Annotated in this window: 21 protein-coding genes; 4 read left to right on the plus strand and 17 right to left on the minus strand. The window is 65.0% G+C overall.

Going from position 1 to position 25,110, the window contains the following annotated elements:
- The first annotated feature begins 137 nt into the window (after positions 1–137).
- Both CAG31_RS19695 and CAG31_RS19700 read left to right on the plus strand, forming a co-directional pair.
- A complete protein-coding gene (locus CAG31_RS19695; protein WP_085584241.1) occupies positions 138–557 on the plus strand; it encodes a pilin in 420 nt (139 codons plus the stop codon).
- Between the two features lie 293 nt (positions 558–850).
- Entirely contained in the window at positions 851–1,207 is a 357-nt protein-coding gene (locus CAG31_RS19700; protein ID WP_085584243.1) for a BON domain-containing protein, read from the plus strand.
- Positions 1,208–1,640: 433 nt separating this feature from the next.
- Here the strand turns inward: CAG31_RS19700 and CAG31_RS19705 are convergent, their stop codons facing one another.
- The 16 genes from CAG31_RS19705 to dksA all read right to left on the minus strand — a co-directional run bounded on the left by CAG31_RS19705 (position 1,641) and on the right by dksA (position 22,537).
- Positions 1,641–1,937: a DUF2845 domain-containing protein gene (locus CAG31_RS19705; RefSeq protein WP_085584245.1), complete on the minus strand. Its 297-nt coding sequence runs from the start codon at positions 1,935–1,937 to the stop codon at positions 1,641–1,643.
- The gene (locus CAG31_RS19710; protein WP_085584247.1) at positions 1,937–4,888 is read right to left on the minus strand and encodes a DUF748 domain-containing protein; all 2,952 of its coding nucleotides are present in this window, start codon (positions 4,886–4,888) and stop codon (positions 1,937–1,939) included. The genes CAG31_RS19705 and CAG31_RS19710 overlap by 1 nt, the downstream gene beginning before the upstream one ends.
- A 109-nt stretch (positions 4,889–4,997) precedes the next feature.
- Complete coding sequence (locus CAG31_RS19715) at positions 4,998–6,014, minus strand: class I SAM-dependent rRNA methyltransferase (RefSeq protein WP_085584249.1); 1,017 nt, start codon at positions 6,012–6,014, stop codon at positions 4,998–5,000.
- Positions 6,015–6,080: 66 nt separating this feature from the next.
- Positions 6,081–6,953 (minus strand): oxygenase MpaB family protein, encoded by an 873-nt coding sequence (locus CAG31_RS19720; RefSeq protein WP_085584251.1) that lies wholly within the window; start codon positions 6,951–6,953, stop codon positions 6,081–6,083.
- 61 nt (positions 6,954–7,014) lie between these two features.
- Positions 7,015–8,952 (minus strand): acetate--CoA ligase, encoded by a 1,938-nt coding sequence (gene acs / locus CAG31_RS19725; RefSeq protein WP_085584253.1) that lies wholly within the window; start codon positions 8,950–8,952, stop codon positions 7,015–7,017.
- Between the two features lie 229 nt (positions 8,953–9,181).
- The gene (pgi, locus tag CAG31_RS19730) at positions 9,182–10,846 is read right to left on the minus strand and encodes a glucose-6-phosphate isomerase (RefSeq protein ID WP_085584255.1); all 1,665 of its coding nucleotides are present in this window, start codon (positions 10,844–10,846) and stop codon (positions 9,182–9,184) included.
- Between the two features lie 224 nt (positions 10,847–11,070).
- Entirely contained in the window at positions 11,071–11,451 is a 381-nt protein-coding gene (panD, locus tag CAG31_RS19735) for an aspartate 1-decarboxylase (RefSeq protein WP_047229851.1), read from the minus strand.
- A gap of 273 nt (positions 11,452–11,724) precedes the next feature.
- Positions 11,725–12,585 (minus strand): pantoate--beta-alanine ligase, encoded by an 861-nt coding sequence (gene panC / locus CAG31_RS19740; RefSeq protein ID WP_085584257.1) that lies wholly within the window; start codon positions 12,583–12,585, stop codon positions 11,725–11,727.
- Positions 12,582–13,382 (minus strand): 3-methyl-2-oxobutanoate hydroxymethyltransferase, encoded by an 801-nt coding sequence (gene panB, locus CAG31_RS19745; protein ID WP_085584259.1) that lies wholly within the window; start codon positions 13,380–13,382, stop codon positions 12,582–12,584. The genes panC and panB overlap by 4 nt, the downstream gene beginning before the upstream one ends.
- 383 nt (positions 13,383–13,765) lie before the next feature.
- Complete coding sequence (gene folK / locus CAG31_RS19750; protein ID WP_085584261.1) at positions 13,766–14,242, minus strand: 2-amino-4-hydroxy-6-hydroxymethyldihydropteridine diphosphokinase; 477 nt, start codon at positions 14,240–14,242, stop codon at positions 13,766–13,768.
- A 3-nt stretch (positions 14,243–14,245) separates the two neighbouring features.
- On the minus strand, positions 14,246–15,631 hold the full coding sequence (locus tag CAG31_RS19755) for a polynucleotide adenylyltransferase PcnB (protein ID WP_085584263.1): 1,386 nt from the start codon (positions 15,629–15,631) through the stop codon (positions 14,246–14,248).
- 748 nt (positions 15,632–16,379) lie between these two features.
- The gene (locus CAG31_RS19765) at positions 16,380–17,816 is read right to left on the minus strand and encodes a sigma-54 dependent transcriptional regulator (RefSeq protein ID WP_085584267.1); all 1,437 of its coding nucleotides are present in this window, start codon (positions 17,814–17,816) and stop codon (positions 16,380–16,382) included.
- A 22-nt stretch (positions 17,817–17,838) separates the two neighbouring features.
- The gene (locus CAG31_RS19770; RefSeq protein ID WP_170930000.1) at positions 17,839–20,793 is read right to left on the minus strand and encodes a sensor histidine kinase; all 2,955 of its coding nucleotides are present in this window, start codon (positions 20,791–20,793) and stop codon (positions 17,839–17,841) included.
- The gene (locus CAG31_RS28260; RefSeq protein ID WP_003176118.1) at positions 20,777–20,953 is read right to left on the minus strand and encodes a hypothetical protein; all 177 of its coding nucleotides are present in this window, start codon (positions 20,951–20,953) and stop codon (positions 20,777–20,779) included. Before CAG31_RS28260 ends, CAG31_RS19770 begins: the two co-directional genes overlap by 17 nt.
- A gap of 77 nt (positions 20,954–21,030) precedes the next feature.
- Entirely contained in the window at positions 21,031–21,918 is an 888-nt protein-coding gene (gene gluQRS / locus CAG31_RS19775; RefSeq protein ID WP_170930284.1) for a tRNA glutamyl-Q(34) synthetase GluQRS, read from the minus strand.
- Between the two features lie 181 nt (positions 21,919–22,099).
- Positions 22,100–22,537: an RNA polymerase-binding protein DksA gene (gene dksA / locus CAG31_RS19780; protein ID WP_085584273.1), complete on the minus strand. Its 438-nt coding sequence runs from the start codon at positions 22,535–22,537 to the stop codon at positions 22,100–22,102.
- Between the two features lie 331 nt (positions 22,538–22,868).
- Between dksA and CAG31_RS19785 the strand changes: the two genes are divergently transcribed.
- Together CAG31_RS19785 and sfsA are read left to right on the plus strand one after the other, a co-directional pair.
- The gene (locus CAG31_RS19785) at positions 22,869–24,041 is read left to right on the plus strand and encodes a pyridoxal phosphate-dependent aminotransferase (protein ID WP_085584275.1); all 1,173 of its coding nucleotides are present in this window, start codon (positions 22,869–22,871) and stop codon (positions 24,039–24,041) included.
- Entirely contained in the window at positions 24,041–24,754 is a 714-nt protein-coding gene (sfsA, locus tag CAG31_RS19790) for a DNA/RNA nuclease SfsA (RefSeq protein ID WP_085584277.1), read from the plus strand. Before CAG31_RS19785 ends, sfsA begins: the two co-directional genes overlap by 1 nt.
- Here the strand turns inward: sfsA and CAG31_RS19795 are convergent.
- Positions 24,751–25,068: a Rieske (2Fe-2S) protein gene (locus tag CAG31_RS19795; protein ID WP_085584279.1), complete on the minus strand. Its 318-nt coding sequence runs from the start codon at positions 25,066–25,068 to the stop codon at positions 24,751–24,753. The two genes, sfsA and CAG31_RS19795, sit on opposite strands and share 4 nt — an antisense overlap.
- Between the last annotated feature and the right edge of the window lie 42 nt (positions 25,069–25,110).

Here is a 25,110-nt window from a genome sequence, read left to right on the forward strand (position 1 = left end):
ATACTGCGATTCAAGGCTGTAGGACGTGCCTTGGGCATGCCGCCGCGCCCAGCCTTCAGGGCCTGCAAGGGATTGGCACGGGCTGTGCTGAGTCGTGTTCAGACCATGAGATTCCGACTCATGCAAGGAGCGTGTCTATGAAGAAACAACAAGGTTTCACCCTGATCGAGCTGCTGATCGTCGTGGCGATCATCGGTATCCTGGCGACCATCGCGCTGCCGCAGTACTCCAAGTACCAGGCCCGTTCGAAAGTGACGGCGGGGCTGGCGGAGATCAGCGCCATGAAGGTGCCGTTCGAGGACACCATCAATCAAGGCACCGACCCGACACTGACGCTGGTGGCCGGCAGCGCCACGGCGACCACGTCCAACTGCGGCACGCTGGCGGCGTCGGGCACAGCCTCCACCGGGGCCGGCACCATCACCTGCACCCTGGCCAATGCGCCAGGTCCGGTGCTGGGCAAAACCATCACCCTGACCCGCACCGCCGCCACCGGCTGGAGCTGCGCGACCACGGCAGCCCAGGACTACGCGCCGAAGGGCTGCACCGGGACCTGAGGGTCGCGCTGCGTCTCCCGAATGCCCCGCCTAGCGGGGCATTCTGTTTTCCGGGCGGCGGAAAAAGCCTGAATTGTTTCAGTGCCTTAGGAACTTTTCAGAAATCCGCAAGTTGCATGCAGAACGGATCGCGGTCATGCAAATTGCATGATTCCGTCAACTGAGTGTTTTCATAAGTTGTTGATTTTTAATGATTTATTTTTGTCGCGGAGTTGGCACAGCGTTCGCAATATCCCCAGTAACCTGCTGACAAGAAGCGCAGCAGACTTTCCAGAAAAACAGGAGTTACTCGTATGAAGAAGTTCGCTATCACTGCCGCTGCTGCTACCGCGCTGACTCTGACCATGGCCACCGGCGCATTCGCCCAGTCCACCCAGACGGCTCAGGCGCCCATGACGCTGGCAGCCGGCGAAGTTACCAAAGCCAAGGAAGCCACTTCCGATACCTGGATCACCACCAAGGTCAAAGCTGACCTGGTCACCGAAAAAGGCATTCCCGGCACCGACATCAAGGTCGAAACCAACAAAGGCGTGGTGTCCCTGTCGTCCACCGTCGCCGTGACCGATTCGCAGAAAGAGATGGCGGTCGCGATCGCCAAGAAAATCAAAGGCGTCAAGGCGGTTTCCGCCGACGGCCTCAAAGCCGAGTAAGGCAAGGCTTCTCGCCTGGACGGGAGGAGGCGCGACAGGCGATCCGTGCAATACGTCTGCCGCACTTGTAGTTCATGCGAACGGCCACAGGGATGTGGCCACTGCGGGCCCCGGTTGATTGCCGGGGCCCGTTTCGTTTCGGGGCAACGCATGCCGCATCGCCTGGGATGGCGTCATCGCCCGCAGGCTGGCTCCCACAAGGGATCTGCGATGCTGGCGGATTCATTGCTCACAACAAACCTGTGGGAGCTGGCTTGCCAGCGATGAGGCCGGCACTGCGGCATCTGTGTTGCCTGACCCGCCGCCATCGCCGGCAAGCCGGCTCCCACAGGGTTCAGCAGCGGCCGCAGTTCTGTGCTCACCACAAAAACCTGTGGGAGCGTGCCTGCAAGCGATGAGGCCGTCACAGCCAACATCGCCCACAGGGGGGATTTCAGTTGCCGCGCTTGCTGTTGATCTGCTTCAGGCGGTTGCCCTCGAAGCGCAGGTACTGGTACATGCCGTTGCTCGGGCCGTAGGTCCATTCCTCGACCTGGAACTCCTCACGGCGATTGGCGCTGCGCTTGTACCCCAGCACGTCACGGCTCAGCGGCTCGCCGCATTTCTGCAGCACTTCGCTGGCGCGGTCGCCGAGGCTGACCAGCTGGCTGCCGCAACGCAGGGTGTCGGACGCAGACGCTTGGCCGGCGGCCAACGCCAAGAGGATTGCGGGCAGCCATTTGCGGTTCATCATTCGGCATCCAGATGCATTTGCGTCACCACCCGGCCATCGCTTTCCGCTTCGCCGAGGTTGGCGTCGATGAAGTACACCCGGTCGTCGGCCAGTTGGCCCTTGTCCACCAGGTAATCCTTGATGCTGCTGGCGCGGTCCTGACCGAGCTGGCGCAGCAGGACGTCGCTGGAGCTCCAGAACTTGATCACGTCCTCACGCATCTTCGCGGTGCGCTCTTCCTTGCCCAGGTCCTTCCATTCGGCTGGTGGCTGGGTCTTCAGGCGGGTGCGGTAGATGCCTTCGAGCAACGGGCCTTTCTCGCCGTCCGGCACCTGCAGCAGGGAAGCCTGGGCCGGCACCTTGTCGCCCCGGCGCTGGAGCATCTTGTAGTAGTTGTACTGGTATTCACGCTCCAGGCGCTGCTCGGCGATGAGCGGGCCGTCGCTGCTCTTGGCGGCGGTGCCTTCGATTTCCAGGCGCAGGGCCGGACGCTCCTTGAGCGCCTGGGACAGCTTGACCAGCGCCGCTTCGGCGTCCTTGCTCAGCTCGCTGGAGCCGGGCGCGAACGACACGCTGCCCAGATCCTCCGAATCTCCGCCGCTGACCAGGCCGCCGATCAGCTTGAACGGCGCGGCGGCGGCCTTGACGATCAGGTTGCGCAAAGTCTGCCAGACGATCGGCATCACGCTGAACTGCGGGTTGTTCAGGTCGCCGCTGACCGGCAGCTCGATGGATATCTTGCCGTCCACGTCCTTGAGCAGGGCGATCGCCAGTTTCAGCGGCAGGCTCACGGCGTCCGGGCTGTCGACCTTTTCGCCCAGCTGCAGTTGTTCCACCACCACCTTGTTCTCGGCCTTGAGCTGGCCCTTGGTGATCAGGTAGTGCAGGTCGAGGTTGAGCCGGCCCTTGCGGATCCGGTAGCCGGCGAACTTGCCGGAGTAGGGGGTCAGGGTGGTCAGCTCGACGCGCTTGAAGCTGGTGGCGATGTCGAGGCTGGCCATCGGGTCGAACGGGTTCACCGAACCTTTGATGGTCACCGGCGCATAGCGGTCGACCTTGCCTTTGACGTCGACGCTGGCCGGCTTAGCCTGGCGGCTGTCGATGGTGCCGATCTGGCCGTTGAGCTGCTGGATCGCGGTGGCGAAGTTGGGGGTCAGGCTGAAGTCGGCGAAGTTGGCCGAACCGTCGTTGATCGCGATGGCGCCGATGTGGATGCCCAGCGGCTTGTCGCCTCCGGACGGCTGCTTGGCGGCGGCCGGCTTCGCCGCCGAATCGGCGGGCTGCGGCACCAGCAGGTCGTCGATGTTGGTGGTGCGGTCATCGTTGATCATGAACCGCGCATAGGGCTGGAACAGGTTGATCCGATCGATGGACAGGCTGTCGCCGTGCTGGTAGTTCAGGCCCTCCACCACCACCTGCTGCCACTTGAGGAAGTCGCGGGTCTTGAGGGTGTCGAGGGTGTGCAGTTGATCGACCTGGGCACGCCCGGTGACGCTGAGCGCCAGGGGTTCGGTGCTCTTGAGGTTGACCTTCAGGTCGCTGCCGAGCATGCCGCTGCGCAGTTCCAGGCGGATGAACGGGGTGATGTAGGACTGGGCGACCCGCAGGTCGATGTCCTGGGTCTTCACGTTGAGCTGGGCGGTGACCGGCGCGAGGTTGACCACGCCGTCGGCGCTGATCTTGCCCTGCTTGCCCAGGCCGGTGTCGAGCTTGAGGTTGAAGGGCGAACCGTTGAGGCTGTCGAAGTTCTGCAGGTCGAGGTTCAGCGGGCCGACCTCCAGGGCCACCGGCGGCTGCGGCTGGCGGTCGGCCAGGTGCACCTGGTAATTGCGCAGCTGCACGTCCTTGAGCAGCACTTGCCAGGGCTTGGCCGGCGCTGCCGGTTCCTTCGGCGAATCGGCGGCGGCCGGCGCGGTCTTGGGTTCGGCGGCGGCCTTGGCCGCCGGTTTGGACGGCTGGCTGGCGAACAGCTTCTGCCAGTCCAGTTGCCCGTCGGCTTCGCGGGCGGCCCAGGTCTCCAGTTTCTGGCTGCGGATCTTGCCCACCACCACCTGCTGCTTGGCCAGGTCCACCGTGGTCTCGCTGACGTCAAGGCGTTCGAGCTTCGCCAGCGGACGGCCGTCCGGGGCCTTGATGGCGAACGGCGCGACGCTGACGGCGACGTTGTTCAGCAGCAGTTCGGTTTGCTTGGACAGATTGAGCTTGTAGTCGGTGCTGAGGCTGACCACGCCGTCTTCCAGCACCAGCGGCACGGCGTCGCGCACGTAGGGCCAGAAGGCCTTCATCTTGCCGTCGGTGATTTTCAGCGTGCCTTCGGAGGTGATCGGGATCAGGCTGAAGTTGCCGCTCCAGTCGATGCGCCCGCCGGCGGGGCCGACGGCGACCAGGGTCATGTCGGCGCTGTCTTCGGGCAGGGTGCTGAGATTCTTCAGTTCGAAGTCGAGGGTGTCGTAGAGGAATTCGATCGGCTCGCTCGGGCGCGCGTCCTCGAAATGCACGGCGCCGCCGGCCAGCTTGATGCGGTCGATGCGCAGCGGAAACGGTTTGGCGTCGGGGTCGGCCGGCGCGGGTTCGCTGGCCGGAAGCTTGAACAGGCCGAGCAGGTTGAGCTGGCCGTCCTTGGCGAACAGGATTTCGGTCTTGGGCTTGTCCAGTTCGATGTCGGCCAGGTGCAGGGCCTTTGTCCACAGGCTGTCGAGCTGCAGGTTGGCGTAGAGGCGTTCGAACCCGACCTGTTCCTTGCCCGGTTCGCCGATGACCAGCCCCCACAGGGTGAGCTCAAGGCTGAACGGATTGAGTTCGATGCGCTGGATATGCGCCGGCACGGTGGCGTAGTTGGCCAGTTGCTGGTTGGCGACCCGTAACGCAATGCCCGGCAGAATCAGAAACCCCAGCAGGCTATAGAGGGCCAGAGCGGTCAACAGGGCGCCAATCGCGCGAATCAATCCTTTGGGCATGTGCGGCTTCATCTGTCTGAATCGGAGTGCCTTGGAGTATGGCACGCGATTGCGGTTCCGAAGTAATTGCCCATGGCCAGGATTGTTCAGATTTTTCTGTGGGAAATTTCCCAAGCAGACTTCACAGCTGGAGGATCAGGGTCTTCAGCGGCGGTTGTCCGTCCATGGAAGGGAAGTCCCGGCCCGGTGTCATCACCGTCCATTCGCGCAACGGCCGCCCGGCCTTTTCCGCGCAGCGCAGCACCTGTTCGCGCCAGTCGTCCATGCTGATTTTCGCCAGGTTGTTGCAGCAGATCAGCACGCCGTCTTCGGCGGTGGCCAGCAGGGCCGGCTTGAGCAGGCTCTGATAGTCGCGCAGCAGGTCGACGGTGCCGAACGCGCTCTTGGCCCAGGCCGGCGGATCGAGCAGCACCAGATCGTACTGGCGCTGTTCCAGGCGCGGATAGCTCGGCAGCTTTTGCCCGCGCCGCTGGGTGATCGGCAGCCCGGCCAGTTGGCGGATCGCCGGGAAGTAGTCGGACTGGATGAATTGCATGGCCGGCAGTTGCGGATTGAGCTGGCCGTTCTCGCGGCCGACCGCCAGGTTGCCCTCGGCGAAGTCCAGGTTGCACACCTCGCGCGCACCGCCGGCGGCGGCACTGAGGCCGACCCCGCAGGTGTAGGCGAACAGGTTGAGCACGCTTTTGCCCTTGGCGTGATCCTTGACCCAGCCCCGGGTGTTGCGCAGGTCGAGGAACAGCAGCGGATCCTGCCCGGCGTGGCGCCCGCGCACGCGGTAGTTCAGGCCCCACTCGTGGCCGACCAGATCCGCCAGCGCCGCCTCGTCGGCCCGGTAGACGGGGTCGGTGCGGTCGATCCGCGAGTTGCCCCGGGAGCGGTCGTTGTAGACCAGCAGGGTTTCCAGGCCCAGGGTCTGGTTGACGGTCTCGTGCAGGTGCAGCAAGGCATCGCGTTCCAGGGTCTGGTGGAAGCTTTGCACCATCAGTTGCGGGCCGTAGCGGTCGACGGTCAGGCCGCCCGCGCCTTCCTGGCTGCCGTGGAACAGGCGGTAGCAGTCGGTGCCCTGGCCGTGCAGTTCGGCGAGCAGATCCTGGCGTTTGTCGAGGGCGGCGCGCAGCGCCTGGTTCAAGGAAGACATGCGGGCGCCTTGCTGGAGGGAATGGGGGCGCGGGAGTTTAGCATTGTCGGCGTCTGTGGCGAGGGATCAGGGCAGCAGCCCCATCCGCCGCTGGGCGCGCTGCACCGAGCCGTTGCGCATGGCCCAGCGCAGCATCGGCGCGCTGCGGTTGACGCTGGCGCGGATCAGCTGGCGGCGCAGCGGGTTCTGGCGCACGCCGAACATGTCGCTGGCCCAGTCCGGCAGCAGGTCGATGCCGGCCTTCATCATCAGGTCGCCGAAGGGTCGGGCCAGCAGGCTGGGGGCCGGTGCGTCGAGCAACAGTCGCAGGACTTCCCGGCTGCGCCCGTCGCACAGCAGCTGCGGGCGCATGCGCTGCAGGTAATCGGCCACCGCCGCGCGCGAACGGGGCACGTCCCGGGCGCCGAGCCGTTCGGCGATCACGGCGATCTCAGCGTAGTAGCGATCCTGGTCCGCCAGGGACAAATGCGGATTGCGGTAGCGCAGGTGGGCGGCGAGGAAATTGCTGACCTCCGCCACATGCACCCAGGTCAGCAGATCCGGGTCGCTGGCCGCATAGGGGCGGCCGTCCGGAGCGGTGCCGACCACTTGCAGGTGAATGGTGCGCACCTTTTCGATCAGCCAGTCGGCGTCCTTGCGCGAGCCGAACGTGGTGCCCGAGACGAACTGGCTGGTGCGGCGCAGCCGTCCGAGCATGTCCTGGCGAAAGTTCGAGTGGTCCCACACCCCGGCCAGCGCCAGCGGGTGCAAGGCCTGCAGCAGCAGCGCGGCGATGCCGCCGATCAGCATGCTGCTGAAGTCGCCGTGCACTTGCCAGCTGATCGAGTCGGGGCCGAACAGGCCGGGATCGCCCTTGGGGTTTTCCAGGTCGAGCTGGCCGAGGGACAGCCCGGTCAGGCTCATGAGCTGGCTTTCGATGCGGTGGCGGATGAATTCCATGGGGGCTCGACGGATGGCTTCAGGGCAGGGACGGCGCGGCCGGACGACCGCGCCGGCGCCGCTACCGGTTGAGGCGCTTGTCGATCAGGCCCTGCACCACGCTCGGGTCGGCCAGGGTGGAGGTGTCCCCGAGGCTGTCGAGCTCGTTGCAGGCGATCTTGCGCAGGATCCTGCGCATGATCTTGCCTGAGCGGGTTTTCGGCAAGGCCGGCGCCCACTGGATCAGGTCCGGCTTGGCGAAGCTGCCGATTTCCTTGCTGACGTGGGCCAGCAGTTCTTTCTTCAGTTCGTCGCCGGCCTCGGTGCCGTTCATGGGCGTGACGAAGGCGTAGATGCCTTGGCCTTTGACGTCGTGGGGATAACCGACCACCGCCGCCTCGGCGATGCTGTCGTGCAGCACCAGGGCGCTCTCCACTTCGGCGGTGCCGATGCGGTGGCCGGATACGTTGATCACGTCGTCGATGCGGCCGGTGATCCAGTAGTCGCCGTCCTCGTCGCGGCGGGCGCCGTCGCCGGTGAAGTAGTAGCCGGGGTAGGGTTTGAAATAGGTGTCGACCATCCGCTGCGGGTCGCCGTAGACGCTGCGGATCTGCGCCGGCCAGCTCGACTTGATCGCCAGCACGCCGCTGCCGGCGCCCTTGATTTCCTTGCCGTGCTCATCGAGCAGCACGGGCTGCACGCCGAACATCGGCCGGGTGGCGCAGCCTGGCTTGATCAGCTGGGCGCTGACCAAGGGGCTGAGCATGATGCCGCCGGTCTCGGTCTGCCACCAGGTGTCGACGATGGGGCAGCGCTGCTCGCCGACCACGTTGAAATACCATTCCCACGCTTCCGGGTTGATCGGCTCACCGACGCTGCCGAGCAGTCTGAGGCTTTGCCGCGAAGTTTCCTGCAGCGGGCCGGCCCCTTCGCGCATCAGGGCGCGCAGGGCGGTCGGCGCGGTGTAGAAGATGTTGACGTGGTGCTTGTCGATCACCTGCCAGAACCGCGAGGTGGTCGGGTAGCTCGGCACGCCTTCGAAGATCAGGGTGGTGGCGCCGTTGGCCAGCGGGCCGTAGACGATGTAGCTGTGGCCGGTCACCCAGCCGACGTCGGCGGTGCACCAGAACACTTCGCCGTCGCGGTAGTCGAGCACGTACTTGAAGGTCATCGCCGCCTGCAGCAGATAGCCGCCGGTGGTGTGCAGCACACCTTTGGGTTTGCCGGTGCTGCCGGAGGTATAGAGGATGAACAGCGGGTCTTCGGCGTCCATCGGTTCCGGCGGGCAGTCGTCGCTGACCTCGCGCACCGCCTGGTGATACCACAGGTCGCGGCCTAAGGTCCAGTCCACCTTGCCCTGGGTGCGCTCGACCACCACCACGGTGCTGACGTCCGGGCAGCTTTGCAGGGCCTTGTCGACGTTGTGCTTGAGCGGCACGAACTTGCCGCCGCGCACGCCTTCGTCGGCGGTGATCACCGTGCGGCAGTCGGCGTCGAGGATGCGGTCACGCAGGGAGTCCGGGGAGAAGCCGCCGAACACCACCGAATGGATCGCGCCGATCCGCGCGCAGGCCAACATGGCGTAGGTCGCTTCGGGGATCATCGGCATGTAGATGCACACCCGGTCGCCTTTCTTCACGCCGCGGCTTTTCAGCACGTTGGCCAGCCGGCAGACGTGGTGATGGAGCTTGCGGTAGGTGATCTGCGCCGATTCGGCGGGGTCGTCGCCTTCCCAGAGCAGGGCGGTCTGCTCGCCGCGCCGTTCCAGGTGGCGGTCGATGCAGTTGTGGCTGACGTTCAGCTTCGCCCCGGCGAACCAGGTGGCTTCGCCGGTCTTCAGGTCATAGCGCTGGACGGTCTGCCACGGGGTGCTCCAGTCCAGGAAGCGCTTGGCCTGTTCGGCCCAGAAGGTGCTGGGGTGTTCAATGGATTCGTGGTACAGGCGCTGGTAGTCGTCCTGACTCAACTGTGCGGCCCGGCGGACGGCATCGGCTTTGGGGAACGTGCTGATATCGAACATGACGGTTCCTTATTCTTGTTGTGCGACAAGAATAAAGATGCGCCGAGTGCCCGAGAGGTTCAAGCCATGACCAAAACGACTGTGGGAGCGAGCCTGCTCGCGATGGGATCGGATCAGCCAACATCAAAGTTGAATGTTCCGTTGTCATCGCGAGCAGGCTCGCTCCCACAGGGGATTGTCGTTGCCCGCAGAGTCCGTGATGGACAGGCTCTGCGGGCGATGCGCCGGATCAGCCGCGGTGACGGCCGCGGAAGTAGCTGATCAGGCCTTGGGTGGACGGATCCTCGGCGGCGCTCTCTTCGCTGCCGACCAGGCGGTTGTAGACGCCCTTGCCCAGTTCCTTGCCCAGTTCCACGCCCCACTGGTCGAAGGCGTTGATGCCCCAAACCACGCTCTGCACGAACACCTTGTGTTCGTACATCGCCACCAGGGCGCCGAGGCGGCGCGGGCTGATGCGTTCGACCACCAGGGTGTTGCTCGGGCGGTTGCCCGGGATCACCTTGTGGGCGGCGAGCTTGTGCACCTGCTCTTCGCTCATGCCTTTGTCGCGCAGTTCGGCCTCGGCTTCGGCCAGGGTCTTGCCGAGCATCAGGGCCTGGCTCTGGGACAGGCAGTTGGCGTACAGCCACTGGTGATGGTCGGACACCGGGTTGAAGCTGACGACCGGCACGATGAAGTCGGCCGGGATCAGTTGGGTGCCCTGGTGCAGCAGCTGGTGATAGGCATGCTGGCCGTTGCAGCCGACGCCGCCCCAGATCACGGGGCCGGTGTCGGTGGACACCGCTGTGCCGTCCTGGCGCACGCGCTTGCCGTTGGACTCCATGTCCAGTTGCTGCAGGTGCTTGGTGATGTTGCGCAGGTAGTGGTCGTACGGCAGGATCGCGTGGCTCTGCGCACCCCAGAAGTTGCCGTACCACACGCCGAGCAGGGCCAGCAGCACCGGCATGTTCTGTTCGAACGGCGCGCTCTGGAAATGCTGGTCCATGGTGTAGGCGCCGGACAGCAGTTCCTTGAAGTTGGACATGCCGATGGCCAGGGCGATCGGCAGGCCGATGGCCGACCACAGCGAGTAGCGGCCGCCGACCCAGTCCCACATCGGGAAGATGTTCTCTTCGCGGATGCCGAACGCCACGGCCGCCGCGTTGTTGCTCGAAACGGCGATGAAGTGGCGGTGCAGTTCGGCTTCCGAACCGCCCTGGGCCAGGTACCAGGCGCGGGCGGCCTGGGCGTTCTTCAGGGTTTCGAGGGTGTTGAAGGATTTCGACGACACGATGAACAGCGTGGTTTCGGCCCGCAGCTTCTGGGTCAGGCCGTGGAACTCGCTGCCGTCGATGTTCGCCAGGTAGTGGCAACGCACGCCTTTCTGGGCGTAGGACAGCAGGGCCTCGGACACCAGCTCAGGGCCGAGGAACGAGCCGCCGATGCCGATGTTCACGACGTCGGTGATCGGCTTCTCGGTGTAGCCGCGCCACAGGCCGTCGTGGATGCGGCCCACCAGATCGGTCATCTGGTTCAGCACCTTGTGCACGTCCGGCATCACATTGACGCCGTTGACCGACAGCTTGTCGCCCACCGGGCGGCGCAGGGCGGTGTGCAGGGCAGGGCGGCCTTCGGAAGCATTGACGATTTCGCCGTCGAACAGCGATTTGATCGCGCCCTTGAGGTCGACCTCGTTGGCCAGTCCCACCAGCAGGTCGCGGGTCTGGGCGTTGATCAGGTTCTTCGAATAGTCGAGAAACAGTCCGCAGCTGCTCAGGGTGAATTGGTTGAAGCGCTGCGGGTCGGCGTTGAAGGCTTCGCGCATGCTGAAATCCTGCATGGCTTGGCGGTGGTCTTTCAACGCTTGCCAGGCAGGCAGAGCGGTAACGTCATGAGGAGTGCGGTAGTACGCCATCGCTGCGGTTTTCCTTTTTACTTGAACGGCCTTTGGTACACGGATCGAACCGCCAGGCCCGGTCAGGGCATGGGGTCAGCTGCGTTGACACGGTTTCAGGGCGCAGGGCCAATACAGTAAACCCCGCGCTGCGATCTGTCTTGACTTTGTCTGACCCGTTTCCTGTACTTTTTTAACATCTGTCCAGGAAACGGCCGACGAACGGAAGGGCGGGCGCGGCCTGCTCAGGCGACCTGCACCGGGATGGCGTTGCTGGTGTGGCTCAATTCGTTGCCCGGCGCCATGTAGAGCATGCGCGGCTTGAAATTCGCAAGTTCGGCTTCGCTGTAGTGGGCGTAGGCGCAAATGATCACGCGGTCGCCGACCTTGGCCTTGTGCGCCGCTGCGCCGTTGACCGAGATCATCCGCGAACCTTCTTCGCCGCGGATCGCGTAGGTGGTGAAGCGTTCGCCGTTGTCGACGTTGTAGATCTGGATCTGCTCGTACTCACGGATGCCGGACAGGTCCAGCCATTCGCCGTCGATGGCGCAGGAACCTTCGTAATCGAGTACCGCGTGGGTGACTTCGGCGCGGTGCAGCTTGGCCTTGAGCATGATGGCGTGCATGAGGGGTTCCCCTGGTCGGAATCGAACGGCAGGCAGTGTGCCCGAAGGGGGGGAGGGCGGCAATATGGCTGCGCACAGGGCATGGGCGATGCGCAAGCGGCTGGCTCTCGGTGCGTCTTCGCCGATGCCATCGCCAGCAGGCTGGTTCCCACAGGGGGCGTGGGCGGATGCAGGATTTTCGGTCGCCGCAAAACAATGTGGGAGCGGGCCTGCTCGCGATGGCGGACGGATGGCCATCGCGGGCAAGCCCGCTCCCACAAAGGATGACGGCGCTCAGGCCGGGGTGTCGAGGTTCAGGTGCAGGTTGTCGATCAAGCGGGTGGTGCCGAGGAACGCGGCCACCAGGATCACCAGGTCGCGGTCGTCTGCCGTGGCCGGGCGCAGGGTCAGGGCGTGGCGGATCTCCAGGTAGTCCGGACGCAGGCCCGCCGCTTCCAGTTGCTTGAGCTGTACCTGGATCAGGGCCGGGAAATCGCGCTCGCCTTGCTTGATCGACTCGGCGATGGTGCTCAGGGTGCGGTAGACCACCGGCGCCACGGCGCGCTGCTCTTCGCTGAGGAAGCCGTTGCGCGAGGACAGCGCCAGGCCGTCGGCGGCCCGCACGGTCGGCTCGCCGATGATCTGGATCGGCATGTTCAGGTCATGCACCAGCGCGCGGATCACCGCCAGTTGCTGGAAGTCCTTCTGGCCGAAGATCGCCAGGTCCGGCTGCACCATGTTGAACAGCTTGCTGACCACCGTCGCCACGCCTTCGAAATGCCCCGGACGGCTGGCGCCGCACAGGCCTTCGGACAATTGCGGGACGCTGACCCGGGTCTGTCCGGCCATGCCGTCGGGGTACATTTCCTCGACGGTCGGGGCGAACAGCAGGTCGCAGCCGGCTTCCAGCAGTTTTTCCTGGTCTGCCGCCAGGGTGCGCGGGTACTTGTCGAGGTCTTCGCCGGCGCCGAACTGCAGCGGGTTGACGAAAATGCTCGCGACCACGAAGTCCACGCGCTGGGTGGCCTTGGTGATCAGCGCGATGTGGCCGCTGTGCAGGTTGCCCATGGTCGGCACGAAGCCGATGCGCTTGCCTTCGCTGCGGGCGCGGGCCACGGCGGCGCGCAGTTCACGTACGGTTTTGACGGTGTTCATGCGGAGAATCCGTGTTCGACGCCAGGGAACGTGGCGGCTTTGACTTCAGTGACGTAGGCCTTCAGGGCGTTCTGGATGCTGTCCTGGCCGTGCATGAAGTTCTTCACGAACTTCGGCACGCGGCCGCTGATCGACAGGCCAAGCATGTCGTGCAGCACCAGCACCTGGCCGTCGGTGGCGCTGCCGGCGCCGATGCCGATCACCGGGATCTTCACCGCCTGGCTGATTTCGGCGGCCAGTTCGCTCGGCACGCATTCGAGCAGCAGCATGGCCGCGCCGGCCTGCTCCAGCGAGATGGCGTCGGCGCGCATCTGCCGCGCCTGGTTCTCGTTGCGGCCCTGCACCTTGTAGCCGCCGAGGATGTTCACGGCCTGCGGGGTCAGGCCCATGTGCGCGCACACCGGAACGCCGCGCTCGGCCAGCAGGCGGATCGACTCCGCGAGCCACAGGGCGCCCTCGACCTTGACCATGTGCGCGCCGGCCTGCATCAGCATCGCGCTGTTGGTCATGGTCTGTTCCAGGGTGGCGTTGGCCATGAACGGCAGGTCCGCGAGGATCAGGGCGTCGGTGTTGCCGCGCTTGACGCTGGCGACGTGGTAGGCCATTTCCGCAGTGGTCACCGGCAGGGTGCTGTCGTGGCCCTGCAAGACCATGCCGAGGGAATCGCCCACCAGCAGCACTTCGACACCGGCCTCGTTGCAGGCGTGGGCGAAGGTCGCGTCATAGCAGGTCAGCATGGTGATCTTTTCACCTTTCTGCTTGAGGCTCTGGAGCGTGGTCAGGGTGATGGCTGGCATGTAAGAAATCCTCGTTCAGGCGCATTGGAAACTGCTGCGGGTAACGCGCGTGATTCGTCATCTATTCAGGCGCACGCTCTTTTGTCGTGCTTATAAGGCCTGGATTGCGCCCTTGTGCGCCGGGTTGGCGGCAGCGGGACGCCTATAGTCGTGATGAGAACCCAGGAAGTCAATTACGTGTGTTACCGCATTGTTACGACGGGAGTGTTACCGGCGTTACTGATGCGATTCAGCGCTGCGGCGGGTCTGGGTTGCCGAATTTTTGTCCTACAAAAAAGGCAGTTGCGGGGAGCGGCGGGGGCGTCGGCAGTGATCCCTGTGGGAGCCAACCTGCTGGCGGTGACGTCAGCCCAGGCAGCCCCGGGCTGAGGCAGGGGAATCCGTCAGAGGCGTTCGAGGCCGATGAACGGGCAGGCCGCCAGCAGCGCGGCCAGGGTGCGGCCGTCGGCCAGGCGCAAGTCCTGCGGCGCCAGCTCCGCCAGGGGGTACAGGACGAACGCGCGTTCCTGCATGTGGTAGTGCGGCACCTTGAGGCGGGGCTCGTCGATCAGTCGGTCGCCGAACAGCAGGATGTCCAGGTCCAGCGTGCGCGGGCCCCAACGTTCCAGGCGTTCGCGGCCCTGATCGTTTTCGATGGCTTGCAGGGCGTCGAGCAGTTCCAGCGGGGAGAGCGAGCTGTCCAGCGCCGCGACCGCGTTGGTGTAGCGCGGTTGGCCCGGCAGCAGCGAATCGCTCTGGTAGAACGCCGAAACGCCGGCCAGGTCGGTGGCGGGCAGGTGCGCCAGCGCGTCGACCGCGCTGCGCAATTGCTCGGCCGGGTCAGCCAGGTTGCTGCCCATGCCGATGTAGATGCGTTCCATGCCTTATTCGCCCGCTGCGCTCTTGCGCTTGGCGTTGCTGCGCCGGCGCTTGCGCGGTGCGCCGCCGGTGCCGTCGTCCTTGCCGCTGAGTTCGCGGATCATGTCCCGGCGCCCGCTGTCGTTGGCGTCCTGGTAATCGGTCCACCACTCGCCCAGGCCGTCGGTCTGCTCGCCGGCGCTTTCGCGCAGCAGCAGGAAGTCGTAGCCGGCGCGAAAACGCGGGTTGTCCAGCAGCAGGTCGGCGCGTTTGCCGCTGCGCCGCGGCAGGCGTTCCTGCATGTCCCAGATCTCGCGTATCGGCATCGTGAAACGCTTCGGAATGGCTATGCGCTGGCACTGTTCGGCGATCAGTTCGTGGGCCGCTTCCTGCATCGCCGGAATCGGCGGCATGCCCCGTTCCTGAAGACGCAGCACGCGGGCCGGCAGGGCGGGCCACAACAGGGCGGCGAACAGGAATGCCGGGGTCACCGGTTTGTTCTGCTTGATCCGCAGGTCGGTGTTGGTCAGGGCTTCGCTGATCAGCGTGTGGGTGTATTCCGGGTTGTGCTCCAGCGCGTCGGCGCTGGCCGGGAACAGCGGTTCGAACAATTGCAGGTCGACCAGCATTTCATAGGTGATCGCACCGTGGCCGGAGAGGAACAGCTTGAGCACTTCCTCGAACAGGCGGGCCGACGGGATCTCGCGCAGCATCGGCGCCAGGTCGCGGATCGGCTGGACGGTGTGCTTCTCGATGCCGAAATTGAGCTTGGCGGCGAAGCGCACGGCCCGCAGCATCCGCACCGGGTCTTCCTGGTAGCGCTGCACCGGGTCGCCGATCAGGCGGATCAGGTGGTTGCGGATATCGTGCACGCCGTTGGCGTAGTCGAGGATGCGCTCGCTGACCGGATCGTAGTACAGGGCGTTGATGGTGAAGTCGCGGCGTTGCGCGTCCTCCTCCAGGGTGCCGTAGACGTTGTCGCGCAGGATGCGCCCGCTTTCGTTGCGCGAGGACTGGTTGCTGTCTTCGTCGTCTTCGTTTTGCGGGTGGTTGGCGCGGAAGGTCGCGACCTCGATGATCTCGCGGCCGAAATGGATATGCACCAGCTTGAAGCGGCGGCCGATGATCCGCGCATTGCGGAATTCGGCCCGGACCTGCTCAGGGGTGGCGCTGGTGGCCACGTCGAAGTCCTTGGGCGTGATGCCCAGCAGCATGTCGCGCACGCAGCCGCCGACCAGGTAGGCCTGGTAGCCGGCGCTCTGCAGACGTTCGACGATGTTGACCGCATAACGGCTGAATTGCGCCTTCTGCAGCGAGTGCTGGCCGCTGTTGAGGACTTCAGGCGTGCTGCGGATGTGTTGTTGCGTACGACGCAGGGGCGTTCGAAATGACTGGAACAGCTTCTTCAGCATGGGATGCACTGTTTGAAGGAATGTTCGGCCTTACCGGGGAATGGCCGCATGATGGGCGGGGATTCTAGCATTTAGTCGGCGAATGGTGTAGGACGCAGCGGATTTGAGCTGCAGGCCGCCGTCTAGGGCGTTCGGAGCCGCAATTTCTGGAGGGGGATCGCCAGGGCGGACGTCAAGGTGACAGAAACTACAAGGGGAGCCGAAGCTCCCCAAGAAGTAGTTGCGTGCTCTTTTTATTTTTGATTCGGGCTTCTTGTTTTTGTTGAGCGCCCTCGTCATGAGGTTTTCCCTTCATGACCCTCCCATTCGGGAGCCAAGAGCAAACGGATTGCTTTGGTCGCTGAGTTGCAGTGATCTTGCGATCCAACCAGTACAGGCTCTGTCTCAAGACAGTTTTTGTTGTTCTCGGCCTGGTCGTGGGACGAATCCCAAATACAACGCCTCTCCAAAAGAATCAGTTAGCTGCGCCTCTCGCCGTCTTGTTTTTATTGTGCGTGAGTCGATTCGTCTTATTTTTATTGTCTTATGCATTGCTTGTTATTGTTCTTGTACCAAACATATAGCAGGTGCCGTGCCAACTTTTGCAAACCCCAGTAAAACAAGGGGTTGGGACGGTCTGGCAGGTTTTTGAGGGCGAAAAAAAGCCGGGGTTTCGTTACCGATAACCCCGGCTTCTGTTACGTGAAATGGCTGAGGTAACAGTTTTCTCAGCCTTTCAACGGTTACCCGCACGCTCGACAGGTAACGTTCAGCTCTCGCTGGTGGCCCCGGTCTTGCGCCGCGGAATGCCCAGGCGCTGACGGCGTTCCCACAGGCACTTGCGGCTGACGCCCAGCTTGCGCGCCAGTTCGGTCTCGGTCATGTGGTCCTGATGCTCGAGGACGAAGTGCTGGAAGTAGTCCTCCAGCGACAGGTCTTCGGTCGGCTCGTGGCTGTTGGTGGGTGCGCTGGCGGCCGCTTGCGCCGGCAGGCCGATGAATTCGTCCTCCTCCAGGTCCCCCAGCTCGATGTCGATGCCCAAAAGGTCGGCGGAGATTTCCGGGCTCTCGCTCAGGATCACCGCGCGTTCCACCGCGTTCTCCAGCTCCCGCACGTTGCCCGGCCAGGAGTAGTGACGGATCGCCTGTTCGGCGTCCGCGGCGAATTTCAGGTCGGTGCGGTTGATCCGGGCGCTCTGGCGGGCGAGGAATGCGTTGGCGATTTCGTTGACGTCGGCGCCGCGCTCGCGCAGGGCCGGCAGCTTCAGGGCGATCACGTGCAGGCGGTAGTACAGGTCTTCACGGAACTGGCCGATCTTCGCCAGGTTCTTGAGGTCCCGGTGGGTCGCGGCGATCAGGCGCACATCGACCTTTTGCGACTGCACCGAACCGACCCGGCGGATTTCGCCTTCCTGCAGCACGCGCAGCAGGCGGGCCTGGGCCTCCAGCGGCAGTTCGCCGATCTCGTCGAGGAACAGCGTGCCGCCGTCCGCCGCTTCCACCAGGCCGGCGCGGCCGGCGCTGGCGCCGGTGAACGCGCCTTTCTCGTGGCCGAACAGTTCGGACTCGATCAGGCTTTCCGGGATGGCGGCGCAGTTCACCGAGATCATCGGTGCCTTGGCGCGCCTGGACAGGTTGTGCAGGGCCCGGGCCACCAGTTCCTTGCCGGTGCCGGACTCGCCCTGGATCAGCACATTGGAGTCGGTCGGCGCGACCTTGCGGATCTTGCCGTACAGATCCTGCATCGGCGGACAGGAGCCGATGATGCCGATCTCGCCGTTGCCCGCATCGACGGCGGCCTTGCCGCTGCCGTTGGCGGACTTGCCCGCGACGGCTTCGCCGGCGGCGGGGGCGGCCTGGCGGTCACGCAGGATCCTGGCCACGGCCTGGAGCATCTCGTCGTGGTCGAAGGGCTTGGCGATGTAGTCGACCGCGCCCATCTTCATCGAGTCCACGGCCGAGCGCAGGCTGGCGTAGCTGGTCATGATCAGCACCGGGGTGCCCTGGCCGAGCTTGATCAGCTCGGTGCCCGGTGCGCCCGGAAGTCGCAGGTCGCTGACGATCAGGTCGAAAGTGGGAATGCTGAAGCGTTCTTGTGCTTCCTGCACTGAACCGGCTTCGCTGACCTGGTACTGGTTGCGTTCCAGCAGGCGGCGCAAGGCGGAGCGGATGATGGTTTCGTCTTCGACGATCAAAATGTGCGGCATTGATTCGATACTCTCGACGGTCTCAGTTCACAGCGGACGTCGCTTCGACATGACGCGGCAAAGTCACCCGGATACGGGTGCCGCGCTGGCTCTGTACATCAGCCGGGCTGTCGATGGTGATTTGTCCATAATGCTCTTCAACGATGGAATAGACCAGTGCAAGGCCCAGGCCGGTGCCTTCGCCAGGGTCCTTGGTGGTGAAGAAAGGTTCGAACAATCGGTCCATGATGCTCGACGGGATGCCGCTGCCTTCGTCTTCCACGATCAGGTCGACCGTGTGTTCGTAGGCTTCGCTCCTGACCCGCACCGCACTGCCGGCGGGCGAGGCGTCACGGGCGTTGGACAGCAGGTTGATCAATACCTGGGCGAGCCGCTGCGGGTCGCCTTCGACCCAATGGTCCGGGTCGCACAGGTTGAAGAACTGAACCTCGAAGTTGCGCCGGTTCAAGGCTAGAAGACCGATGGCGTCCTGCGCCACTTCCGCCAGACAGACGGGTTCGTCGCTGTGCTGATGGCTGCCGGCGTGGGCGAAGCTCATCAGGGACTGGACGATGCGCGACACGCGTTTGGTCTGTTCGAGGATCTGGCCGCTGATTTCCGTCAGTTCGCCGTCCTCTTCGCGCTCCTCGCGCAGGTTCTGCGCCAGGCAAGCGATGCCGGTGATCGGGTTGCCGATTTCGTGGGCCACGCCGGCCGCCAGCCGACCGATGCTGGCCAGGCGTTCGGAGTGCACCAGCTTGTCTTCGAGCATCTGGGTTTCGGTCAGGTCCTCGACCAGCAGCACCAGGCCGCTGTTGCCCGGCGCCAGCGGTTCGTCGATCGCCGCCTTGTGCAGGTTCAGCCAGCGGGTCTGGCCGTCGAGGGTCAGGTGCTGCTTGTGCAGGTGCTCGTCCGGCACGTTGATGAAGCCTTGCAGCAGTTCTTTCCACGGGTTGGCGATGGTGCCCAGGCGCGAGCCGACCACCCGTTGCGCCGCGATACCGGTCAGTTCCTCCATCGCCTTGTTCCACATCAGGATCTCCTGATCCTTGGCCAGCGAGCAGACGCCCATCGGCAGCTCCTGCAGGGTCTGGCGGTGGTAGCGGCGCAGGGCGTCGAGTTCGGCGGCCAGCCCCGTGAGGCGGGAGTGGTAGTCCTCGAGGCGGCTTTCGATGAAGTGGATGTCTTCGGTGACGTAGTTTTCGCCGCCGGCCTTGTAGGGCAGGAAGGTTTCCACCATGTCCTGGGCCACGCTCGGCCCCATCAGGCCGGACAGGTTCGCTTCGATGCGGTCGCGCAGGCGGCGCAGGGCGTAGGGGCGGCGCTCGTCGAACGGCAGGTAGAGGTCGCGCAGGGCCTGTTCGACTTCCTTCTGCGCGGCTTTGGCGCCCAGCGGCTTGGCCAGCTGGGTGGCGAATTCCTGCGGCGAGGCGGCGTGCAGTTCCCGGCGCTGCGGACGGCGCACGTTGTCCACCGCGCAGGCTTCGGCGGCGCTGGCCTCTTCGGGGCTGGCGTTGGTGAACAGCGAAATCAGGGTGAACATCAGGACGTTGGCGGCCAGCGAGGCGATGGCCGCCATGTGCCAACTGGTGTCGTCCAGCACGTAGATCATGTTCAGCAGCGGGATGTAGAAGCCTTGCAGGTTGCCGACCAGCGGCAGCAGCATGGTCACCACCCACACCATGATCCCCGCCAGCAGGCCGGCGATGAAGCCGCGCCGGTTGGCGGTCGGCCAGTACAGCACCGACAGCACGCCGGGCAGGAACTGCAGGGTGGCGACGAAGGCCACGATGCCGAGGTTGGCCAGATCCTGGCCCGGGCCGAGCATCAGGTAGAAGCAGAAGCCGGCCATGATGATCGCGACGATCAGCGCCCGCCGCGTCCATTTCAGCCAGCGGTAGATGTTGCCCTCGGCCGGCGGCTGGTAGAGCGGCAGCACCAGGTGGTTGAGCGCCATCCCGGACAGGGCCAGGGTGGTGACGATGATCAGCCCGCTGGCCGCCGACAGGCCGCCGACGTAAGCCAGCAGCGCCAGCGCCTTGCTGTCGGCGGCGATGCCGATGCCGAGGGTGAAGTATTCGGGGTTGGTGGTGGCGCCCAGTTTGAGCCCGGCCCAGAGGATCAGCGGCACCGCCAGGCTCATCAGCAGCAGGAACAGCGGCAGGCCCCAGCTCGCGCTCACCAGCGAGCGCGGGTTGAGGTTCTCGGTGAAGGTCATGTGATACATGTGCGGCATCACGATGGCCGAGGCGAAGAACACCAGCAGCAGGGTGCGCCACGGGCCTTCCTGCAGCGGCGTGTGCAGGGCGGCGAGGGCGGTCTGGTTCTGCAGCAGCCACAGTTCCAGCTGCTGCGGGCCGTCGAACACGCCGTACAGCGCGTAGAGGCCGACGCCGCCCAGGGCCACCAGCTTGATCACCGACTCGAAGGCGATCGCGAACACCAGGCCTTCGTGCTTCTCGCGGGTGGCGATGTGCCGGGAACCGAAGAAGATCGTGAACAGGATGATCAGCGCACAGAACGCCAGGGCCACGCGGTTCTGCACCGGCTCGCCGGTGAGGGTGCCGATGGAGTCGGCCACGGCCTGGATCTGCAGCGCCAGCAGCGGCAGCACGCCGATCAGCATGAAGATCGTGGTCAGCGCGCCGGCCCAGGTGCTGCGGAAACGGAAGGCGAACAGGTCCGCCAGCGACGACAGCTGATAGGTGCGGGTGATCTTGAGGATCGGGTACAGCAGCACCGGCGCCAGCAGGAACGCGCCGGAGACCCCCAGGTAACTGGACAGGAACCCGTAGCCGTACTGATAGGCCAGGCCGACCGTGCCGTAGAACGCCCAGGCGCTGGCATAGACCCCCAGCGACAGGGTGTAGGTCAGCGGATGGCGAATGATCGCCCGCGGGATCATGCCCCGTTCGCTGATCCAGGCCACGCCGAACAGGGCGGCCAGGTAGGCGGCGCTGATCAGCAGCATCTGGGTCAGGCTAAAGCTCATCGGCATCTTTTTGGCTCTGCAGGATGAAGGTCACGACGATCAGGATCAGCCACAGCAGATAAGGGCGATACCAGGCGCCCGTGGCGTCGATCCACCAATCCATGATGGCCGGCGAAAACAGGTAGATCCCCACGACCAGAAGCAGGACCAAGCGATAGATGTACATCCCGGCCTCTCTTTTTTATGCGCGTGCCCGAAAACGTGCGGCGATGGTAACGGATGGGCGCGCCACTGCAAGTGCCGTCACAGCAGTTGTGCTTCGGGCAATGTCAGTGTGCGCGGGATTTTCGCGGCGTCCCAGTGGGCGCAGCCCCAGGCCAGCAGTTCCTGCGGGGTGGCGTCGGCCAGTTCCGGGCCGGGTTCCTGGCCCAGCGCCCGCAGGGCCCTGAGCAGCAGGGGCGTTGCCTGGTCGGCGGTCAGCGGCGGGGAGCGGTAGGACTTGCCGAGCTTGTTGCCGTCCGGCTGGGTGATCAGCGGCAGGTGCAGGTAGCGCGGCTGGCGCAGGCCCAGCAGTTCCTGCAGGTAGAGCTGGCGCGGTGTGGAGTCGAGCAGGTCGGCGCCGCGCACGATGTCGGTGATGCCCTGCCAGGCGTCGTCCAGCACCACGGCCAGTTGGTAGGCGTAGAGACCGTCGCGGCGGCGGATCACGAAGTCGCCGACGTCGCGGCCCAGGTGCTGGCGGAACTCGCCCTGCACGCGGTCGGTGAAGCGGTACTCCAGCTCCGGCACGCGCACGCGGATCGCCGCGTCCTCCTGGCCATGGCCGGCATTGCGGCACAGCCCCGGGTAGATGCCGCCGTAGGGCTCCAGTTGCTTGCGCGAGCAGGTGCAGGCGTAGGCCAGGCCTTGATTGAACAGGCGGTTGAGCACTTCGGCGTAGGCGTCGTGGCGGTCGCTCTGGCGCACCATCTCGCCGTCCCATTCGAAGCCGTAGCGCTCCAAAGCCTCGAGGATCGCGGCCTGGGCGCCGGGTTCTTCCCGGGGCGGATCGAGATCCTCCATGCGCACCAGCCAGCGGCCGCCGACCGAGCGCGCGTCCAGATAGGACGCGAGGGCGGCCACCAGCGAGCCGAAGTGCAGGTGTCCGCTGGGGGTGGGGGCGAAGCGGCCGATGTAGGCAGGGGAGGTCATGGCGGTCATGGGGATGGCGATACGGGTTCCAGGCTTGCGCCGACTCGCTGCGGGAGCGGGCTTGTCCGCGGATGCGATGTTTCGTTCAGCATAGGACGGGGCTGACGCTGCGTTGTCGCAGGTTCAGGAGCGGAAACGAAAACGGAGCGTTCGCACGCTCCGTTCTCTGCTCGGGCCGGGATTACTTGCCGACCTGCTTTTCCTTGATTTCCGCCAGGGTCTTGCAGTCGATGCACAGGTCGGCGGTAGGACGGGCCTCGAGGCGCTTGACGCCGATCTCGATGCCGCAGGACTCGCACCAGCCGTACTCTTCGTCCTGGATCAGTTCGAGGGTCTTGTCGATCTTCTTGATCAACTTGCGCTCGCGGTCGCGGGCGCGCAGCTCGAGGGCGAACTCTTCTTCCTGGCTGGCACGGTCGGCCGGGTCCGGGAAGTTGGCAGCCTCATCCTTCATGTGGTCTACCGTCTTGTCGACCCCTTCCATCAGCTCTTTTTTCCAGCTCATCAAAAGCTTGGTGAAGTGAGCGCGCATGGGGGCGCCCATGTACTGCTCGCCTTCGGCCGGAACGTAAGGTTCGAAACCGCTGATCGTCGGTTGTTGCTTTGCTTGGGTGGGCATGAATGGACCGCCTCTACTCTTGTAATCCATTGCGCAGGATTGCTCCATCACCGACACCTGCCGGCCCTGCGGCTGCAAGCGGGCGAACTTACCAGATCAATTCGGCCCGCGCCACTCCCGGATGTCGAGCCCGCGGCCGGTGGCGCCTGCAAATGTTTGCCAGGCCGTGTCCGGTGGTGCTGGAGACCTGATCAATCACTGATTTTAGTCAATCCTGGAGCATACGTATGGCTCGTTACAGTCCAGAGTCTCAGAGGTTCTGACCGCTGCGGGTTCTCGACCGTTCCGCGACGTGGGTAGAATCGCTTCTTTTCCCTGGGAAGCAAGGCCGATGGCTCAGTCCTACAGTGCGCGCAGTCGTGCGATCGAACCGTTTCATGTCATGGCGCTGCTGGCGCGGGCCAACGAGCTCCAGGCCGCCGGCCACGACGTGATCCACCTTGAGATCGGCGAGCCGGACTTCACCACCGCCGAGCCGATCATCCGCGCCGGGCAGGCGGCGCTGGAGGCAGGGAAAACCCGCTACACCGCCGCCAGGGGCATTCCCGAGCTGCGCGAGGCGATCGCCGGCTTCTACCGCCAGCGCCATGGCCTGGACATCGATCCGCAGCGCATTCTGATCACGCCCGGCGGTTCCGGCGCACTGCTGCTGGCCAGCGCCTTGCTGGTGGATCCGGGCAAGCATTGGCTGCTGGCCGACCCCGGCTACCCGTGCAACCGGCATTTCCTGCGGCTGGTCGAAGGCGCGGCGCAATTGGTGCCGGTCGGCCCCGAGGTGCGCTATCAGCTGACGCCGGACCTGGTCGACCGTCATTGGGACCACGACAGCGTCGGCGCGCTGGTCGCCTCGCCGGCCAACCCCACCGGCACGGTGCTGAGCCGCGACGAGCTGGCGGCGCTGTCCGCGGCGGTCAAGGCGCGCCACGGCCATCTGGTGGTGGACGAGATCTATCATGGCCTGACCTACGGCACCGACGCTGCCAGCGTCCTTGAAGTGGATGACAGTGCTTTTGTCCTGAACAGTTTTTCCAAGTATTTCGGCATGACCGGGTGGCGCCTCGGCTGGCTGGTGGCGCCGCAGGCGGCGGTCGGCGAGCTGGAGAAGCTTGCGCAGAACCTCTACATCAGTGCCCCGAGCATCGCCCAGCAAGCCGCGCTGGCGTGCTTCGAGCCCAATACCATCGCCATCCTCGAGGAACGCCGCGCCGAGTTCGGCCGCCGTCGGGATTTCCTCCTGCCGGCACTGCGCGAATTGGGCTTCAACATCGCCGTGGAGCCGGAAGGGGCGTTCTACCTGTACGCCGACATCAGCCGGTTCGGCGGCGATGCCTTCGCGTTCTGCCGGCATTTCCTTGAGACCGAGCATGTGGCATTCACGCCGGGGCTGGACTTCGGCCGTCATCAGGCCGGCCATCACGTGCGGTTCGCCTACACGCAAAACCTTGCGCGCCTGCAAGAAGCGGTGGATCGGATCGCCCGCGGCCTGAAGAGCTGGCAAGGCTGATGCGCTTTCATCCTCCCCTCGAAGAGGCGCGGCTGATCCGGCGCTACAAGCGGTTTCTCGCCGATGTCGAGACGGTCGGCGGTGAGTCGTTGACGCTCCACTGTCCGAACACCGGCTCGATGCTCAATTGCCTGGTGGAGGGCGGGCAGGTCTGGTTCAGTCGCTCCAACGATCCCAAGCGCAAGCTGCCCGGCACCTGGGAGATCGGCGAAACCCCGCAGGGCCGGCGGTTCTGCGTGAACACCGGGCGGGCCAATGCCTTGGTCGAGGAGGCGTTGCAGGCCGGAGTGATCCGCGAGCTGAACGGGTTTACCGCGCTGAAGCGCGAAGTCGCTTACGGTCAGGAAAAGAGCCGGATCGATTTTCGTCTCGACTACCCGCAAGGGCCGGCCTACGTGGAAGTGAAGAGCGTCACCCTGGGCTTCGACGGCACGGCGGTGGCGGCGTTTCCCGATGCGGTGACCGAGCGCGGCGCCAAGCACCTGCGCGAGCTCGCGCACCTGGCCCGGGACGGCATCCGGGCGGTGCAGCTGTATTGCGTCAATCTCAGCGGCATCGACGCGGTGCGCCCGGCCCGTGAAATCGATCCGGGCTACGCCGATGCCCTGCGCGAGGCGGTGGCCTGCGGGGTCGAGGTGCTGGCCTATGGCGTGCGGCTGGATCATCAGCAGATGGTGATCGACCGCCGGTTGGACGTCTTGCTCGACGGCTAGAGGTCGACCCACAGCCCTTGGGCGTCTTCGCGGCAGGGGATGGCGGTCAGCGCCTGTCCGGCGCAGGGGCCGGAGACGCATTCGCCGTCCTCGATCAGAAACAGCGCGCCGTGGGTGGCGCACTGGATCAGGCTGTTGCTCGGGTCGAGGAAACGGTCCGGGTGCCATTCCAGCCCCACGCCCCGGTGCGGGCAGCGGTTCAGGTAGACATAGGCCCGGCCGCTGCGGCGCACCGCGAACAGCCTTTTCCCTTCGATATCGAAACCGCGGCTGCCGGCCTCGGCCAGCTCGGCGCCCGCGCACAGAAACTTCATGGCTATCCTCAAGTGTCGGCTCGTGTCCGGATGTGTCCGAGC

It is taken from the genome of Pseudomonas sp. R25(2017) (assembly GCF_002112565.1).
Lineage (GTDB): Bacteria > Pseudomonadota > Gammaproteobacteria > Pseudomonadales > Pseudomonadaceae > Aquipseudomonas > Aquipseudomonas ekonensis.